This window comes from Nocardioides sp. NPDC004968 (assembly GCF_040608935.1).
Classification (GTDB): domain Bacteria; phylum Actinomycetota; class Actinomycetes; order Propionibacteriales; family Nocardioidaceae; genus Nocardioides.
On record NZ_JBEXJF010000007.1, the window covers coordinates 107,164 to 123,427 of the forward strand.

Annotated in this window: 17 protein-coding genes; 7 read left to right on the plus strand and 10 right to left on the minus strand. The window is 68.6% G+C overall.

Annotated elements, in window-relative coordinates; translation table 11 throughout:
• Positions 1–30 precede the first annotated feature (30 nt).
• Positions 31–489, plus strand: coding sequence for a nuclear transport factor 2 family protein (locus ABZU72_RS10420; RefSeq protein WP_355018788.1), 459 nt, complete (start codon positions 31–33; stop codon positions 487–489).
• Positions 490–532: 43 nt separating this feature from the next.
• The gene (locus tag ABZU72_RS10425; RefSeq protein ID WP_355018789.1) at positions 533–1,771 is read left to right on the plus strand and encodes an epoxide hydrolase; all 1,239 of its coding nucleotides are present in this window, start codon (positions 533–535) and stop codon (positions 1,769–1,771) included.
• A gap of 82 nt (positions 1,772–1,853) precedes the next feature.
• On the opposite strand, the gene ABZU72_RS10430 is transcribed toward ABZU72_RS10425, so the two are convergent.
• The 7 genes from ABZU72_RS10430 to ABZU72_RS10460 form a co-directional block, all read right to left on the minus strand.
• Positions 1,854–2,453 carry a TetR family transcriptional regulator gene (locus ABZU72_RS10430; RefSeq protein WP_355018790.1) on the minus strand — a complete coding sequence of 200 codons (600 nt, stop codon included), beginning with the start codon at positions 2,451–2,453 and terminating at the stop codon, positions 1,854–1,856.
• 41 nt (positions 2,454–2,494) lie between these two features.
• Complete coding sequence (locus ABZU72_RS10435) at positions 2,495–3,559, minus strand: branched-chain amino acid ABC transporter permease (RefSeq protein WP_355018791.1); 1,065 nt, start codon at positions 3,557–3,559, stop codon at positions 2,495–2,497.
• Entirely contained in the window at positions 3,556–4,422 is an 867-nt protein-coding gene (locus ABZU72_RS10440) for a branched-chain amino acid ABC transporter permease (protein ID WP_355018792.1), read from the minus strand. Before ABZU72_RS10440 ends, ABZU72_RS10435 begins: the two co-directional genes overlap by 4 nt.
• On the minus strand, positions 4,422–5,141 hold the full coding sequence (locus tag ABZU72_RS10445) for an ABC transporter ATP-binding protein (protein WP_355018793.1): 720 nt from the start codon (positions 5,139–5,141) through the stop codon (positions 4,422–4,424). The genes ABZU72_RS10440 and ABZU72_RS10445 overlap by 1 nt, the downstream gene beginning before the upstream one ends.
• The gene (locus tag ABZU72_RS10450; RefSeq protein ID WP_355018794.1) at positions 5,138–5,875 is read right to left on the minus strand and encodes an ABC transporter ATP-binding protein; all 738 of its coding nucleotides are present in this window, start codon (positions 5,873–5,875) and stop codon (positions 5,138–5,140) included. The genes ABZU72_RS10445 and ABZU72_RS10450 overlap by 4 nt, the downstream gene beginning before the upstream one ends.
• Entirely contained in the window at positions 5,872–7,164 is a 1,293-nt protein-coding gene (locus ABZU72_RS10455; RefSeq protein WP_355018795.1) for an ABC transporter substrate-binding protein, read from the minus strand. The genes ABZU72_RS10450 and ABZU72_RS10455 overlap by 4 nt, the downstream gene beginning before the upstream one ends.
• Before the next feature lie 255 nt (positions 7,165–7,419).
• On the minus strand, positions 7,420–8,394 hold the full coding sequence (locus ABZU72_RS10460; RefSeq protein WP_355018796.1) for an AraC family transcriptional regulator: 975 nt from the start codon (positions 8,392–8,394) through the stop codon (positions 7,420–7,422).
• A 136-nt stretch (positions 8,395–8,530) separates the two neighbouring features.
• On the opposite strand from ABZU72_RS10460, the gene ABZU72_RS10465 reads away from it, so the two are divergent.
• Positions 8,531–9,061: a DNA starvation/stationary phase protection protein gene (locus tag ABZU72_RS10465; protein WP_355018797.1), complete on the plus strand. Its 531-nt coding sequence runs from the start codon at positions 8,531–8,533 to the stop codon at positions 9,059–9,061.
• A 168-nt stretch (positions 9,062–9,229) separates the two neighbouring features.
• Here ABZU72_RS10465 and ABZU72_RS10470 read toward each other — a convergent pair whose 3' ends face one another.
• From ABZU72_RS10470 to ABZU72_RS10480, 3 genes are all read right to left on the minus strand, one after another.
• On the minus strand, positions 9,230–10,498 hold the full coding sequence (locus ABZU72_RS10470; protein ID WP_355018798.1) for an FAD-dependent oxidoreductase: 1,269 nt from the start codon (positions 10,496–10,498) through the stop codon (positions 9,230–9,232).
• Positions 10,495–10,842, minus strand: coding sequence for a non-heme iron oxygenase ferredoxin subunit (locus ABZU72_RS10475; protein ID WP_355018799.1), 348 nt, complete (start codon positions 10,840–10,842; stop codon positions 10,495–10,497). Before ABZU72_RS10475 ends, ABZU72_RS10470 begins: the two co-directional genes overlap by 4 nt.
• A gap of 62 nt (positions 10,843–10,904) precedes the next feature.
• Positions 10,905–11,711 (minus strand): IclR family transcriptional regulator C-terminal domain-containing protein, encoded by an 807-nt coding sequence (locus ABZU72_RS10480; protein ID WP_355018800.1) that lies wholly within the window; start codon positions 11,709–11,711, stop codon positions 10,905–10,907.
• Between the two features lie 122 nt (positions 11,712–11,833).
• Here ABZU72_RS10480 and ABZU72_RS10485 point away from each other — a divergent pair, with 122 nt between their 5' ends.
• The 4 genes from ABZU72_RS10485 to ABZU72_RS10500 are packed head-to-tail and all read left to right on the plus strand — an operon-like array spanning position 11,834 to position 16,248.
• Positions 11,834–13,057 carry an MFS transporter gene (locus ABZU72_RS10485; protein WP_355018801.1) on the plus strand — a complete coding sequence of 408 codons (1,224 nt, stop codon included), beginning with the start codon at positions 11,834–11,836 and terminating at the stop codon, positions 13,055–13,057.
• Positions 13,044–14,327, plus strand: a complete 1,284-nt coding sequence (locus ABZU72_RS10490; RefSeq protein ID WP_355018802.1) for an aromatic ring-hydroxylating dioxygenase subunit alpha — start codon at positions 13,044–13,046, stop codon at positions 14,325–14,327. The genes ABZU72_RS10485 and ABZU72_RS10490 overlap by 14 nt, the downstream gene beginning before the upstream one ends.
• An 11-nt stretch (positions 14,328–14,338) precedes the next feature.
• Complete coding sequence (locus ABZU72_RS10495) at positions 14,339–15,406, plus strand: ABC transporter substrate-binding protein (protein ID WP_355018803.1); 1,068 nt, start codon at positions 14,339–14,341, stop codon at positions 15,404–15,406.
• Positions 15,407–15,411: 5 nt separating this feature from the next.
• The gene (locus ABZU72_RS10500) at positions 15,412–16,248 is read left to right on the plus strand and encodes an ABC transporter permease (protein WP_355018804.1); all 837 of its coding nucleotides are present in this window, start codon (positions 15,412–15,414) and stop codon (positions 16,246–16,248) included.
• Positions 16,249–16,264: the final 16 nt, after the last annotated feature.

A 16,264-nucleotide genomic window follows, 5' to 3' on the forward strand; every position in this document is an offset into this window, starting at 1 on the left:
CCAAGTGGTCCACAGAGAGATGGAAGGCCCATGCAAACCCTCGAGCGCCTCACGATCACCGAGGACGTACGCCGCCTGATGGCTCGCTACGTCCGTTACGCGGACAACCAACGCTGGAACGATCTGGCGAACCTGTTCACCGAGGACGGAACGTTCACCCCGCACAGGCCGGACGGATCGGTCTGGATGCGCATGAACGGTCGCGCTGAGATCAGCGCGACGGTCGGCGCGAGCGGCGGCGCCGGCGTCACGCTGATCCATCACCTGTTCTCCGACGAGATCGACGTTGACTCGGCGGTCAGCGCGCGCGGCGTCTTCGCGATGGAGGACATCGTGACGCGGCCCGAGGACGCCGAGGTGTCCGAAGCGATTCCCTTCCGACACATGCACGGGTTCGGCCACTACCACGCCCGGTTCGTCAGGACCGACGGTTCCTGGCGGATCGCCGAACTGACGCAGACCCGCGTCCGCCTGGACTTCTCCGACTGACTTGCCGACTCCGATTCATCACTTCACAAGAAAGCAGCACACCATGAACGAGACGAGCAGGGGCACCGAGCTGGCCCCCTACAAGATCGACGTCGCACAGGACGCCCTGGACGACCTCCGGGACCGTCTGAAGAAGACCCGCTACTTCGAGGACCTCGACAACGAGGAGCAGTACTACGGCATCAGCACCGCCTACCTCAAGCCCCTGGTCGAGTACTGGGCTGAAGGCTTCGACTGGCGCGCTCAGGAGGAGCGGCTCAACACCTACAACCAGCACCAGGTCGAGATCGACGGTGCGCCCGTGCACTTCGTCCACGTACGCGGCAAGGGCGAGAACCCGATCCCGCTGATCGTCCTTCACGGCTGGCCGTGGCCCGGCGAGTTCAACTACAAGCTCATCGAGCCGTTGACCGATCCGGGCGCCCACGGCGGCGACCCCGCGTTGTCGTTCGACGTGATCATCCCCGACCTCCCCGGCTTCGGCTTCTCGACGCCCGTCAGCAGGGGCGATCTCAACTACTGGAAGATCGCCGACATCATGCACGAGCTCGTGACCGACGTACTGGGCCACGAGAAGTACGCAGTGGCCGGCTCCGACTACGGCGCCCTGGTCGCGAGCGCACTGGGCCACAAGTACGCCGACAGCATCATCGGCCTGCACTTCGGCCATGACCTCCCGCCGGGGATGTTCGAGAACGAGCGGTTCTGGGACCTGACCGACGGAGCCAAGACCCCCGACGACGCCTTGGAGGAGTGGCGCTCCGGCTGGAAGCACTTCGTCGACACCTACGCCTCGCACGTCGCAGCGCACATGCTGGACGGCTCGACGCTGACCCATGGTCTCAACGACTCACCCATCGGCATGCTCGCCTGGCTGCTGAAGCGCTGGAAGTCCTGGAGCGACAAGCGTGGCGACTTCGAGGAGGCGTTCTCGCGTGACTTCATCCTCACGCAGGCGACCATCTTCTGGGTGACGCAGTCCATCGGCACCTCCATCCGGATGTACCGCAACGCGGAGCGCTACCGGTTCGTGCCCTCCCACGACCGCCAGCCCGTCGTCGAGGCGCCGGCCGGCTTCACGTTCCTGCTCGGCGACGCGTACCCGCCCGCCATCGACACCGTCGAGGACCGCATCGCCCACTTCGAGAACGGCCCGACACGCGGCCTGTTCAACGTGGTCAACGTCAACGCCCACCTGAAGGGTGGCCACTTCGTCCACTACGAGAACCCGGAGGCCTTCGCCTCTGACCTGCAGGAGACCTTCCGCAGGATCCTCGGCTGACCTGTCGGCCGGCCACCCCGATCCGCGCAGCCTTGGCCGCTGCGGGTCGGGGTGGGCAGCGGGTGCGGCCGACGTCGCGGTCCTAGGCCGCAGCCTGTCCGGAATCGCGCAGGTGGCTGATCAGAAGCGCCAGGATCGCTTCGAGATGGTCGGTTCGGCCCGTCACCTGAAGCACCGAGACACCACCCTGGATGCCGGCGATCATCGCTGCCGCCGTTCGCTGCGCATTGATCTCGGCGCTCACGGAACCATTCGCCTGCATGGTCTCGATGCCGCGCCGAAGATAGTCCTGCCACTGGCCGATCAGCGTCGTCGAGACTTCTGCGGCTCCTGGAACACTGCCCACCTGATTCATCAGCGACGCCAGCGGACAGTGGGCACCCTGTGCCTGGTAGCGCGCCATGACCGCCCGGCGCCAGCGGTCCCAGGCGGCCCAGGAGTCGAGCTCGCTGATGTGCGGCTGCTGATCTTCGATCACCCGAGCAGCCTCGAGGCGGGCGACCTCGAGGAACAGCTCCTCCTTGCCACCCGGGAAGTAGTGGAAGATCTGGCTCTTGCTCGTCTGTGTGGCGGCACGGATGTCGTCCAACGTCGCAGCCCCGGGATCGGTGCTACGGAGGTAGGCCGCCGCGCCCTCGAGCATCCGCTGGCGCGTGGCCTGGCCCTTGGTGGTGAACGCCATGGCCCGAGCCTATCTCTTCACCAGAACCAGCTGGTCCAAAATCAGTCGAAATCCACAGACTGGGCCCCTTGTGGAGAACCCTGTGGATAAACCGTGTGACCGACAGGGAAGACCTCGTAGCGACCCCGCGCCGCCAGGCCCCACAACCCGCGCGGCGCCAGCAGCACGACCGCGATCGCGACCGCGCCGAGCGCGACGAGATACCAGGTGCCGTAGGAGTCCAGGAGCTGCTGGAGGGCGAAGAAGATCACCGCACCCAGGATCGGGCCCTCGATCGTCCCCAGCCCGCCGATGACCACGATGAAGATCATGAAGGCGGTGTACTGGACCGAGAACATCGAGTCCGGCGAGACCCGCAGCCCGTTGACCGCGATCAGCGCCCCCGCCAGGCCGGCGCCACCGGAGGCGGCGACGTAGACGAGACGCTGCGAGCGCCGCACCGCCACCCCGAGCGAGGCCGCCGCCACCGAGTCGTCACGGATCGCGGTCAGGCCGAGGCCGACGCGCGAGCGCATCAGGACGTACGTCGCGAGCACGACGAGCACGGCCAGCGCGAGCGCCAGGTAGTAGACGGTCGCGATCCGGGTCACCCGGTCGACGCCCTGGAAGGCGGTGAGCGAGAGGCCGGAGCCGCCGCCGAAGCCCGGAAGCTCCTGGGTGACCAGCTTGAAGACCTCGGCCACGACCCAGGTGCCGATCGCGAAATAGCCTCCGACCAGCCGGAACAGCAGGAACGAGGTGGGGATCGCCAGGGCGGCGCAGACCACGCCGGCAGCCACGACGGCCACCGGTATCGGCAGCCCGACGACGTCGGCGAGCTTGATGACGCCGTAGCCGCCGGCACCGATGTAGGCCTGCTGCCCGATCGAGACGAGCCCGCCGTAGCCGGCCATCAGATTCCAGGTCGTGCCGAGGATGATCAGCGCGAAGAGCGTGACCAGGTTGGTCACGTCGCCCGGGCTGAAGACGAACCACGGCGCCGCCGCCAGGAACACCACGATCGCGGCGAGGACGCCGCCGCCTGCGAGCGAGGGCCAGCCGCCGCGTACGACCTTCAGGTCTTTGCTGGCGAGGTCTTGGCCGGCGAGGGTTGTCGTTGGGCTCATGCGACGACCGCCTTCGGGAGCAGGCCCTGGGGCCGGAACAGGAGTACGACCAGGAAGACCAGGTGACCGGCGAGGACGCCGTAGGCCGGGTCGATCTGGGCGCCGACGGTCTGCGCGACGCCGAGGACGAGGCCCCCGAGGAGGGTGCCCCACAGCGAGCCGAGGCCGCCGATGATGACCGCCTCGAAGGCGAAGATGAGGACCAGATCACCGTACGTCGGGCTGAACTGGGTCGACATGCCGAGGAAGACACCAGCCAGGGCGACGGTGCCGATCGCGATCGCCGTGGCCAGGGCGTACATGTGCCTCTCGTCGATCCCCATGAGCGTGGCCGCCTCGGGGTCGTCCTTGGTCGCGCGCATCGCGCGGCCGATGCGGGTGTGGGAGAGGTAGAGCTGCAGGCCGACGATGACGCCGACCGCCACCACGAGCGTGATCAGCGAGAAGACGCCGAGTCGCAGGCCGCCGAGCTCGACGGACGCGGTCGACAGGGTGCCGATCGAGATCTTGCGGGAGTCGGCGGTGAAGATCTCCTGGAGCAGGTTGGCGCCGATGACGGCCAGGCCGAACGAGACCAGCAGCGGCGACAGCTCGCCGTGGCGCAGCGCCGAGTTGAACAGACCGCGCTGGATCGCGTAGCCGACCGCGGCGAGCACGGGGATCACGATGACGATGGTGAGGAACGCCGGCATCCCGGTCTGCTGGACGAGCCAGTAGGCGAGGTAGGCCGAGGCGACGGCGAGGACGCCGTGGGCGAGGTTGACGATGCGCATCACGCCGAAGATGAGGCTCAGACCGCAGGCGAGGAGTGCGTACTGCCCGCCGAGCAGGACTCCCTGGAGGACCGCGTTGATCCAGTCCATCAGCCGACCTCCTGCTCGTCGATCCCGAAGTACGCCGCCTGGACCTGCTCTCGGGTGACGTCGGCAGCCGCGCCCTCGAGGACGGTTCGGCCCTCGAGGAGGCACTGCACCCGGTCGGCGACGGTGAGCGCCTGGGTGAGGTCCTGCTCGACCACGAGCACGGTCGTCCCCTTCGCGGCGATCGTGGGGAGCGCCTTGTAGATGTCGGCGATCACGACCGGGGCGAGGCCGAGCGAGACCTCGTCGAGCAGGAGCAGCTTCGGGTTGGACATCAGCGCCCGGCCGATGGCGGTGGCCTGCTGCTCGCCGCCGGACAGGTGCGCTCCGCGGCGCGTTCTCTTCTCCGCGAGCAGCGGGAACGCGTCGTAGACGGTCTGGAGGTTCCAGGGTCCGGGCCGGCGTCCGTGCGCGCCGACCTTGAGGTTCTCCTCGACGGTGAGCGAGGCGAAGATCCGGCGTCCTTCGGGCGTGAGCGCGATGCCCTCGCGGACCCGCCGATGGGCGGGGGTGTGGGAGACGTTGTGGCCGTTGAAGCGGATCTGGCCGGCGCTCGGGCGGAGCAGACCGGAGATCGTCTTCAGCAGCGTCGACTTGCCGGCGCCGTTGGCGCCGATCACGGCCAGCGTCTCGCCCTCGGCGACCCGGACCGTGATGCCGTGCAGGGCGCGGAAGTCGCCGTAGGCGACGTCGATCGCGTCGACCTCGAGCAGCGTGCTCATGGGGTCTCGCCTTCCAGGTCGGGGGAGCCGAGATAGACGGCGGCGACCGCGTCCGAGGCCATCACCTCGCGCGGGTCGCCGGTGGCGACGACGTCGCCCTGGGCCAGGCACATCAACCGGTCCACGACCTGCAGCAACGCATGCACGATGTGCTCGATCCAGACGACGCCGGTGCCGCTGTCGCGGATCGCCGAGATGGTCTCGATCAGCGCCGGCAGCTCGTGCTCGGTGAGGCCGCCGGCGATCTCGTCGAGGAGCAGCAGCCGCGGCTGGGTGGCCAGCGCGCGGGCGAGCTCGAGCCGCTTGCGGTCGAGCAGCCGTAGCGAGCCGGCGGGGGTGTTGACCAGGTGCGTCAGGTCGGCAGTCTCCAGCGCCTCCCAGGCCAGCGCGTTGGCCTCCTTCCGGCGCGTGCCCGCACCGAAGGTGGAACCGACCAGCACGTTCTCGAAGACGGTGAGCCCCTCGAAGGGGCGGGGGACCTGGAACGTACGCCCGATCCCGAGGGCCGTACGGCGGGCCGCCGGCATCCGGGTGACGTCGGTGCCGTCGAAGCGGATGGTGCCGGCGTCGGCCGGGAGCGTGCCGGTCACCAGGTTGAGCAGCGTGGACTTGCCGGCGCCGTTCGGTCCGACGATGCCGAGCGCCTCGCCGGCGGCGACATGGAAGGAGACCGAGCGGGCCGTGACGACCTGGCCAAAGGACTTGGCCAGGTCGTCAACGTGAAGCAAGGTCACTTGAGCGCCTCGGGCTCGCCCCCGAGAGGTACGTCGGGAGCCAGCGAGTTCTGCACGACGACCAGCTCGAACGGGTGCTCCCCGCCCTCGACCTGGCGCCACTGACCGCCCGCGAGGGAGGTCTTGGCGACGTACGGCGGGACGTTCGCGTCCTTGCCCCAGGCGACGTCACCGACGACCGTGGAGACCTCGAGCCCGGCCAGCGCCTTGGTGATCGCGTCGGCGTCGGTCGAGCCGGCCTCGGTCACCGCCGCGGTCGCGACCTCGAAGAGCGCGTGCGCGAAGCCCAGCGGCTGGGTCCACTGCTTGCCGGTCTTCTCCTCGTACGCGTCCGCCAGCTCCTGCGCCGACTGGCCGGTCAGCGAGGACTCGTAGGGAGCGGTCGGGGTCCACCACACCTCGGTGGAGAGGTTGTGGGCGATCGGGCCCAGCGCCTCGACGCTGCTCGGGAAGAGGAGCGCCTTGCCGATGGTCGCGACCTTCGGGTTGTAGCCCTGCTGCTTCGCCTGCTGCCAGAACGTGGTGAAGTCCGGCGGGATCGGGACGCCGACCAGGACGTCGTGACCCTTGTAGGCGCTGATCTGGGCGGAGAAGTCCTTGGTGCCGTTGGGGTAGTTGCCCGGGTTGTCGATCTTGACGCCCGACGCCTCGGTCAGCGCCGGGAAGTTGGCGCCCCAGGCCTCGCCGTCGGGGTCCTTCGGGAACAGGCCGCCGGCCTTCTTGTTGTTCGGAACCTTGCCCCAGATGTCGGCGTAGACCGTCGAGACGTCCTCGAGACCCCAGAAGAAGTGGTAGCTGTACTTCAGCTCGGCCGGCTTGTCGCCGCTGCGGATCGCGAACGGCTGCCACGGGGCGACCGTGGTGATGCACGGGATCGAGTTGGCCTCGCACTGCTCCGAGACCGGGTTGACGATGTCGGGCGTCGAGGAGGCGACGATGATGTCGGCGCCGTCCTTGTTGATCAGGTCGCCGGCCACCGCCCCGGCCTTCGTCGTGTCGCTCTGCGCGTCGCGCACCACGATCTCGACGTCGAGCTCCTTGTCGCCGGCCTTGACCGGGTGGTCCTTGAAGTAGGTCTCCAGCTCGTCGACGACGAAGCTGTTCGCCTCGCCGAACGGCGCCGAGGAGCCCGTCTCGGTCGAGACGAACCCGATGGTGAGCGTGTCCTCCCCGCCACCGCCTTCGTCATCGATGCCGCCCGACCCGCAGGCCGTCAAGGTCAGCGCCATCGCTGCGACACCGGCGGCGGCCAAGCTCAGGCCGCGTCCGGTGGTGAGTCCGTTGCGCACGTACGTCTCCTTAGAGAGTGTGGGGTGTTCGAGAGTGTCGTCCGCCACCGCCCCTACAGGTGGGAAGCAGGGTCCGGTTGGCGGAAAATCGCATGGAAGACCTATCGGACTTTGGTGGACTTGTCACCCTTTCGCGCCGAGAAGTCGGGTACGTCGGCCGAGAAGTCACTCCCGTCGGCCGAATTGGCGGGGCCGATGACCACTCGGCCGACGCGCCTGACGCCTCGGCCGACGGGGGTGACGCCTCGGGCTGGGTCAGGCGCGGGCGGCGCGGCGTACGTCTCCGGCGGCGACGCCGAAGCGCTTGCGGAAGGCGTGGGAGAAGTACGAGGCCGAGGTGAAGCCGCACTTCTCGGCGACGTCGACGGTGCGGATGGCCGGGTCCGAGCCGGTGGCGAGCATCGCGTAGGCGAGCTCGAGGCGGCGGCCGAGGATGTGGCGGGGGACGCTGGTGCCGGCGTCGGCGAAGAGCCGGGAGAGATGGCGCTCCGAGATGCCGGCGCCCGCAGCGACGGTGGTGGCGGAGAGGCCGGGGTCGGCGAGATGGTCCTCGATGAACGCCTTCGCCGCCGCCCGGTGGGCCGTGGCCAGCGAGACCTTCCCGGCGGTGGCGATCACCGAGATCAGGTCGAGCACGGCGCCCTCGTCGGCCGGCACCGGGTCGTGCGGCCGCAGGGCGCGGCCGACCATCTGGACGAGGGCTCGGCCGTGCGGGTCCTGGTCGCGGCCGGCGTCGAGGACGAGCGGCGACGGCATCGATGCCATCCCGGTGCGGGCCGCGAAGGCGTCCACCGGGACCTTGATCGCGAGCTCCTCGAGCCCGTGCCCGAAGCCCCGCAGGAAGGGCGCGTCGACGTCGCACACGATCAGCTGTCCGGGCCGGATGACCTTGCGGCGGCCGGCGTACTCCAGGATCGCCTCGCCGCGCAGGCTGGCGTAGACGGCGATCGACCGGGCGGGGATCTCCTTGACGAGACTGGCCGGCCGCTCGACGACGTGGCGAGTGGCCCGTACCCGGGCAAGATGGATCTCGTCGAGCTGCAGGTTGACCTCCTGCGCGTCGAACCCGTGGCCGTCGATCGGCCGGCAGGAGAGCGCGACCAGGGCGCTGGCGTTGTGGCGTTCCCAGGCCTCGACCTGCGCGTCCGCGTTCAGCCGACTGGTCTCGAAGACCTCCGGGCGGCGAACCCGCGCGACGAGAGGGACTGGATCGTCTCCGGCTGGCGGCACGAGCCGACTCTACGGCGTACCGAGAGCCACGGCGATGACTTAGGGAAGACTAACCTTTCTGGAATGGTTCAAGAAAAGGTGGCACAGTGGGTGTCACCACGAAAGCCAACACTTCAACCTGGGGGATCCACCGAACATGGCCACGAAGACCGACACCAGCAGCGCCACCCACACCTCGCACCCCGCGTTCATCCCGAGCCCGGCGTTCGCGACCCAGATGCAGCGTCTGCTCGTCGATCTGACCGAGCTCAGCCTGCAGGGCAAGCAGCTCCACTGGAACGTCGTGGGCAAGAACTTCCGCGACATGCACCTCGTCCTCGACGAGGTCGTCGACGCCGCCCGCGACTTCACCGACGAGGTCGCCGAGCGCATGCGTGCGCTCTACATCCTCCCCGACGGCCGCACCGGCACCGTCGCCGAGGACACCACCCTCGCGCCGCTCCCGGCGACCGAGGTCGACACCGCGACGGCCGCCGACCTCGCCGCCGCCGCGCTCTACGCCACCTCGAAGACCGCTCGTGACATCCACGACGACATCGACTCCGAGGACCCGACCACCGCCGACCTGCTGCACGCGATCATCACCCGCGTCGAGCAGCTCGCCTGGTTCATCGACTCCGAGAACCGCGTCGCCAACCAGTCCAAGCCGGCTCAGCTGACCGTCTGAGATCTTTCCCTGAGGACGGCGTCCCGCGAACTGCTCGCGGGGCGCCGTTCTTCGCTTTTGCGCGCGGCGCGGCGCATTTTCCCGCCATGGCGGGAATTTGCGGGCGTGTTGTCGCGGAGCAGTCGCCATTTTCCCGCCATGGCGGGAATTTGGCGCGCCCTGCGCTCGCTATCTGGATCCCCGCAGCAGCTTTCGGAGGTCGGTCTCGGGATCAGCGAGGTCGGAGGCGCGTACGTCGACGCCTCGGTCGATCATCCGGCGCGCCGCGCGTACGGCGTTGGGGTCGTCGACCGCGACCGCGCCGATGACGCGCTCGCCGCGGAGGGTGAACACCGCGAAGGGCGGCTCGCCGAGGGTGCCGCGTACGACGTCCTCGTGCTCCGCATCCGGCTCGGGCATCTCACCGACGACCTCGACATGCAGGTCGTAGCGGTCGGTCCAGAACCACGGGGCCGTCTCCGCGCCGGCGTCGACACCGAGGATCGTCGCCGCCGCCCGTTGACCGTCGTGCAGCGCGGCCTCCCAATGTTCCGCGCGGCGGTGGCCGCGGCGCCGGGCGCAGTCACCGACGGCGAGGACGTTCGGGTGCGAGGTGACCTGACGGTCGTCGACGAGGACGCCGTTGTCGACCTCCAAGCCAGCCGCTTTCGCCAGGGCGGTGTCCGGCACCATGCCCACAGCGAGCAGGACAGCATCGAACGTACGTGGATCCGTCTCGCCTGCGATGTGTGCCACGACTCCGGCCCTCGTCGACTCGAGCTTCTCGACCGTGGCGGTCACCGTCTCCACACCGTGGACCGCGTGCAGGGAGTGCAGCCACGCAGCGACCCGGGTGCCGACCGCTACCGCGATCGGCGGGTCGGCGGGATCCACGAGCACGACCTCGCAGCCCAGCTTTCGAGCGGTCGAGGCGACCTCGGCCCCGATCAGGCCGGCGCCGGCCACCAGCAGCCGGGCGCGCGAGAGCAGCACGTGCCGCAGCGCATCGGCGTCCTCGGCACTTCGCAGCATGTGGATCCCAGTGGTCGAGCGCGGGATTCCTTCGTCGGCCGGCGGGCGGTCGAGCAGCTCCCGAACGACGCGTTCGAAATCCGGCCACCGCGAGTGTCCGCCCGTCGCCAGGATGATCTTGTCGCCGGAGAGCTGCCGGCCGTCCGACAGCGCCACCGTCCCGGCAGCCGGATCCAGATCCACCACCAGCGCATCCGTGACGAGGTCGATCCGCTGCTCGGCGTACCACTCCGGAGCCTGCAGCGCGATCGAGTCGAGCTCCTTCGCCCCCGCCAGGTACTCCTTGGACAGGGGCGGACGGTCGTACGGGAACGGGTCGACGGTGAGGAGCGTCAGCTCACCGGCGTACCCCTGCTTTCGCAGTTCCGCGACCGTGGAGACGCCGGCGATCCCGCCACCTACGACGAGGACCGACGAGACCGTCACGGCCTCTCGCCGGGGAACAGGTACACCTCACCGTCGCGCACCTCGACACGGTGCGCGACGGTGTCCCGGGTGGCCGGGAGGCCGTCGACCTTGCCGGTCTTGAGGTTGAACCGCGAGGAGTGCAGGGGGCACTCGACATCGCCGTCCTCGACCCAGCCCTCGGCCAGCGAGGCGGTCTCGTGGGTGCAGGTGTCGTTGAGGGCCCAGCAGGTGCCGTTGTCGTCGCGCAGGATGGCGATGTCGTCCTCGGTGCCGGTGATGTCGGAGGAGATGGCGATCCCCTCACCCTCCGGGATGTCGTCGACGGACGCGACGCGGATTCCTGTGCTGTTTCCGGTGTCCATGGCCCCATCTTCTAACGCCGCACACAAGGAACCGACCACCTCCCCCGTCCGGAACGTGCGTCTCAGGCCTGGTGGGACTGGTGGAGGTCGTCGCCGATACGCACCGCTGTACGCACCAGATCGGGCACGGTGTCGAGAAGATCGAGCACCGGCGCTTGACCTCCGGTGCGCGTCGAGACGTTGAGCCCGGCGACCACCCGACCGGTGCGGTCACGGATCGGCGTCGCGACAGCACTGAGCCCCGCCTCGAGAACCTCCGAGACGTGGCACCAGCCGCGGGCGCGGATGTCGACCAGCTCCTTGCGCAGGTCATCGGCGGACAGCCCGATGCGTTCCGACTGCTCCCGGAAGCTGTCGGAGGCTAGGAAGCCGGCCAGTTCCTCATCGGGGAGTCCGGCCAGGATGACACGGCCTATAGCCGGAAGTGATGCCGGCAGTCTGCTGCCAACGTGGATCGAGACGGCAACCAGGCGCGGCGCGCCGACCCTCAGCAGGTAGACGATGCTGTCGCCGTCGAGCCGCGCGAGAGACACCGTCCGTCCCAGCCGGTGAGAGAGCTCCTGGCAATGCGGCAGCGCCACCTCGGCGAGCGAGAGGCGTGACTGGCTGGCGTAGCCGAGGTCGAGCAGCCGCGACGTGAGGCGGTAGTGACGGCCGTCGTACACCGCCAGTCCTGCGGTCATGAGGGTGCGCAGCAGCCGCCGGGTTGCCGACCGGCTGAAGCCGGTGCGCTCGGCCGCCTCGTCCAGCGAGAGCCCGGGATGGGTGCCGTCGAAGGCCCGCACGACGGCCAGCCCGCGCATCAACGACTGGACGACATCACGGTCGGAGATCCGCCGCTCATCACCCGCAAAGATCGGTTCCGCCATGCGCACACCCTAACGAAGATCGGGCAGATATTCCCGTCCTCCACTTGACCTCGGATCTCCGTCATGTAACGGTGTGCTGACGGTCACAATGCACAGTTGTACGCATAGCGGAATGGAGTAGGATGAAGAGCGGCACGGTCGACGTCGCCACCGCCCGGGAGCAGGCCTCCCCCAGGCTGTGGATGTCGCTGTTCGTGTGCATGGGCATCGGGCCGATGTTCCTCTACACGCTCACCGCGATCTCCCCGCTCGTGATCGCCGACCTCGACCTCAGCCCGGCTGAGTACGGCGCGATCTCGACCGTGACCTTCGGCGCCGCAGCGCTCTCGGCGCTTCTCCTGGGCGCACCCTCGAGCCGCTTCGGTGCGCGCACCGTGATGGTCGCCGTCTCGGTCGGCTCGATCGCCGGCCTCGCCGTGCTAGCCCTCGCCGAGTCGTACGCCGTCGTGGTGGTCGCGGGTTTGCTGAGCGGTGCCGCTCAGGCACTCTCCAACCCGGCAACCAACCGCATGGTCGCCGGCCTGCCGGTGAAGCAGCGGGGCGCACTCATCGGCTGGAAGCAGTCCGGGGTCCAGGCCGCGCAGCTCGTCGCGGGTCTCGCCGCCCCCCTGATCGCGGCCGCCGCCGGATGGCGCTGGGCCGTCGCTGCAGGCATCGCCCTCGGGCTCGTCGGCGTCGTCAGCGCGCTCTCGACCCGGGCTGAGGCCGCCCCGAACCAGACATTGGGGAGAACCGGAGAAGCGACCGACCCCATCACGGTCGCGAGGCTGACGGCGTACACGTTCTTCATCGGGTTCGGTCTCCAGGCCACCAACGCCCACCTCCCCCTCTTTGCCCACGTGGAACTCGGTCTGAGCCTGCGCGCCGCGGGTCTGATCGCCGCGCTGGTCGGGCTGGTCGGACTGCTGAGCCGCATCTTGTGGGGCCGCCGCGCGGACACGGACTCCCGGCAGGTCTCCACGCTCCTCACCCTGGCCATCGGCGCCGCACTCGGTGTCGTGCTCGTGATGGCCTCGACCCTGCTCGGCGACTGGCTGGTGTGGGTCGGTGCCGCCGTGTTCGGCGCGGCCGCGCTCGCCTCCAACGCCGTGACCATGGTGGTCTTGGTGCGCACCGTCCCCATCGCCTCCCTCGGCACCGCGACGGCATTCCTGGCCACCGGCATGTACGTCGGCTTCGGCTCCGGACCGCTCGCGTTCGGGCTCACCCTCGACCTCGGCGCCGGCTTCGGCGTCGCCTGGCTGGTCCCGCTGACCGCCTTCGTGGCGGCGGCACTCATCAGTCTTCCCCCAACCTTCCCCACCGCATCACCCCTCCTGAAAGGCAACCTGCATGCTCACCCGTGAACAGAACGACCTGCTGACCCAGACAGGTCCGGGCACCCCCATGGGCAACCTGTTCCGTCGTTACTGGATCCCCGCGCTGCTCGCCGAGGAGATCGAGGGCGCCGACTGCGATCCCGTGCGGGTGCAGTTGCTCGGCGAGAAGCTGATCGCGTTCCGTGACTCCGAGGGCCGCATCGGCCTGATCGACGAGTTCTGCAGCCACCGCACGGCGTCTCTCTACTTCGGGCGCAACGAGGAGGGCGGCCTGCGCTGCGCCTACCACGGCTGGAAGTACGACATCGACGGCAACTGCGTCGACATGCCGTCCGAGCCCGAGGGCAGCAAGTTCTGCTCCAAGATCAAGCAGCGGGCGTACAAGGCCGTCGAGGCCGGCGGTCTGATCTGGGCCTACATGGGCGACCCGGACAAGGAGCCGCCACTGCCGGACCTGGAGTGGATGGGACTCAACCCGCAGAAGCGCTTCATTTCGAAGCGTCGCCAGTTCTCCAACTACCTGCAGGCGATGGAGGGCGGCATCGACTCCAGCCACGTCTCCTTCGCACACCGGTTCAACCTCGACGACGACCCGCTGCACTCTGGCACCGAGGGCAACAAGTACCTCAAGTCCGACACCCGCCCGAAGTTCGAAGTGGCCGAGTCCGACGGCGGTCTGCTGATCGGTGCCCGTCGCAACGCCGACGAGGAGAGCTACTACTGGCGCATCACGCAGTGGATGATGCCGTGGTACACGATCATCCCACCGTTCGGTGAGCACAACCCGATGGGTGGTCACGCCTGGGTTCCCATCGACGACGAGACATGCTGGGCCTGGAGCTGGAACTACCACCCGACCGCGGACTTCGGCGAGCGCGAGATCAACGCGCTGAACGGTGGAGACGGCATCCATGTGAAGTACAAGCCGGGAACGTACGACCCGCTGGCCTCGGCCGAGAACGACTACCTCATGGACCGCGCCGCCCAGCGCCGCAAGGAGACCTTCTCCGGTATCGCGGGCATCGCTGCTCAGGACTTCTCCCTGCAGGAGTCGATGGGCATCGTCGCCGACCGCACCAAGGAGCGCCTCGGCACCTCCGACGCGGCCATCATCCTGGCCCGGCGCCGTCTCCTCGCCGCCCTCGACGATGGCGATTCCGGTGAGCTCCCCGGTCTCGACCCCGCGCACACCCGCGTGCGTTCCACCTCGATCCTGCTTCCCCGCGACGTGCCCTTCCAGGAGGGCGCGAAGGACGTCCTCGTGGTCAAGCCCGGCGAGAACTTCCACTCGATCTGATCGGCTGACTCATGCGTACACACTTCAAGCGCTCGCGCGCGGTGGTGGCCGTCATGGCCGCCACCGTGGGAGCGATGACCATCGCGGGCTGCGGCACCGGTGCCTCGGGCGCGACGTCCTGCGTCGGCGTCGAGGTCGAGGCCGGCATCACCAACAGCCTCTCGGACGCGCTGCTCTTCATCGCCCAGGACAGGGGCTACTTCGCCGACGAGGGCCTCGAGGTGAAGCTCCGCCCGTTCAAGTCGGCCGGCGAGATGGTTCCTTACCTCGCGGCTGGGCACCTGGCCGTCGGCGCCGGCGCTCCGTCGGCCGGCTTCTACAACGGCATCGCCCGCGACATCGACATCAAGATCGTCGCGGACAAGGGTCAGCTGGTCACCAACCACGACTACATGCCGCTGCTGGTGCGCAAGGAGCTCGTGGACTCGGGCAAGGTCGTCGGCGTCAAGGATCTCGAGGGTCTCAAGGTTGCCGAGCCCGCTCCCGGCACGGCAACCTCCTCGACGCTGGCCGCTCTGCTGGAGCACGAGGGGCTGACGTACGACGATGTGTCGCACAGCTTCCTTGGCTTTCCCGACCACGTCGCCGCGCTGCAGAACGGCTCGATCGACGCCGCGCTCACCACCGAGCCGGCCGCGACCAAGGCTCAGGAGAGCGGAGCTGCGGTGAAGCTCGCGGACTCCACCACGGTCTACAACAACCAGCAGCTCGCCGTGCTCCTCTACAGCGGCGACTTCCCCAAGGAGCAGGGCGAGGCGGCCCAGTGCTTCATGAACGCCTACACGCAGGCCGCGCGCGATTACAGCGCTGCCGTCGAGGGCGGCAGGTGGACCGGCGAGGACGCCGACGAGATCGCCACGATCATCGCCCACAACATCAAGTCCGAGCCCGAGGCGGTCAAGCAGACCGTCCCCAGCTTCGTGAACCCTGACGCGTCTCTCAACGTCGAGAGCCTGAAGAAGGACTACGACTTCTTCGTCAGACAGGGCCTCTTCACGGGCACCTCGCAGATCGATTTCGACTCGCTGGTCGACACCAGCTTCGTCGACGAGGCGGCACAGACCGCGAGCAAGGAATGAGTGCCATGACCAACGTTGCAGAAGCGGCCGTCACCCCGAAGGCAGCGGTTGCTGCCCGTCAGGTGAAGCAGCGCCGTACCTTGAGCAAGGGCGCCCTACGCGCCATCTCGATCCTCAGCCCGATCGTCGTCCTGGTCGCCTGGGACGCCCTGTCCCGCAGCGGCGTCCTCGACGACCGGTTCTTCCCCGCGCCGACGCTGATCTTCCAGGCGCTGTGGACCGAGGCGGCCAGCGGTGAGCTGTGGACCCAGTCCCAGCACAGCCTGACCCGCCTGATCCTCGGCTTCCTGGTCGGGGCGATCCCCGCCGTCATCATCGGTGTCGCGATGGGCCTCAACAAGGTCGTGAACGCGGCCGTACGCCCGATCATCTCCGCGCTCTACCCCGTCCCGAAGAGCGCGGTGCTGCCGCTGTTCCTGCTCTTCTTCGGCCTGGGCGAGGACACGATCTGGTACTTCGTGGCGATGGGTGTCTTCTTCCCCGTCGTCATCAACACCTACACCGGGGTCTCGAACGTCTCGGCGATCTTCTACGACGTCGCCGAGAACTTCGGGGCCAAACGGTTCACGGTCTTCCGCACCGTCGCGCTCCCCGGTGCCATGCCCAACGTCATCACCGGCCTCGAGCTCGGCGCCGGCATGGGCCTGATCATGCTCGCCATCGCCGAGATGATGGGCGGCCAGGGCAACGGCTGGGGCTTCATGGTCTGGAACTCCTTCCAGCTCTTCACCATCGAGTCGATGTACGCCTACCTGCTGGTCTTCGCGCTCGTCGGGCTCCTGCTCGCCCTCATCGTCGGATTCGTGGGTCAGAAGCTCACGCCATGGATCACCCGCCACTGACGGCGGCCTAGTAGAG

Excerpts from the sequence above, each read along its gene's own strand:
- ABZU72_RS10485 (WP_355018801.1), top strand. The coding sequence starts at position 11,834 with ATGAAGAGCGGCACGGTCGACGTCGCCACCGCCCGGGAGCAGGCCTCC.
- ABZU72_RS10475 (WP_355018799.1), bottom strand. The coding sequence starts at position 10,842 with ATGGACACCGGAAACAGCACAGGAATCCGCGTCGCGTCCGTCGACGAC.
- ABZU72_RS10440 (WP_355018792.1), bottom strand. The coding sequence starts at position 4,422 with ATGGACTGGATCAACGCGGTCCTCCAGGGAGTCCTGCTCGGCGGGCAG.
- ABZU72_RS10495 (WP_355018803.1), top strand. The coding sequence starts at position 14,339 with ATGCGTACACACTTCAAGCGCTCGCGCGCGGTGGTGGCCGTCATGGCC.
- ABZU72_RS10480 (WP_355018800.1), bottom strand. The coding sequence starts at position 11,711 with ATGGCGGAACCGATCTTTGCGGGTGATGAGCGGCGGATCTCCGACCGT.
- ABZU72_RS10490 (WP_355018802.1), top strand. The coding sequence starts at position 13,044 with ATGCTCACCCGTGAACAGAACGACCTGCTGACCCAGACAGGTCCGGGC.
- ABZU72_RS10465 (WP_355018797.1), top strand. The coding sequence starts at position 8,531 with ATGGCCACGAAGACCGACACCAGCAGCGCCACCCACACCTCGCACCCC.
- ABZU72_RS10445 (WP_355018793.1), bottom strand. The coding sequence starts at position 5,141 with ATGAGCACGCTGCTCGAGGTCGACGCGATCGACGTCGCCTACGGCGAC.
- ABZU72_RS10430 (WP_355018790.1), bottom strand. The coding sequence starts at position 2,453 with ATGGCGTTCACCACCAAGGGCCAGGCCACGCGCCAGCGGATGCTCGAG.
- ABZU72_RS10420 (WP_355018788.1), top strand. The coding sequence starts at position 31 with ATGCAAACCCTCGAGCGCCTCACGATCACCGAGGACGTACGCCGCCTG.
- ABZU72_RS10425 (WP_355018789.1), top strand. The coding sequence starts at position 533 with ATGAACGAGACGAGCAGGGGCACCGAGCTGGCCCCCTACAAGATCGAC.
- ABZU72_RS10435 (WP_355018791.1), bottom strand. The coding sequence starts at position 3,559 with ATGAGCCCAACGACAACCCTCGCCGGCCAAGACCTCGCCAGCAAAGAC.
- ABZU72_RS10500 (WP_355018804.1), top strand. The coding sequence starts at position 15,412 with ATGACCAACGTTGCAGAAGCGGCCGTCACCCCGAAGGCAGCGGTTGCT.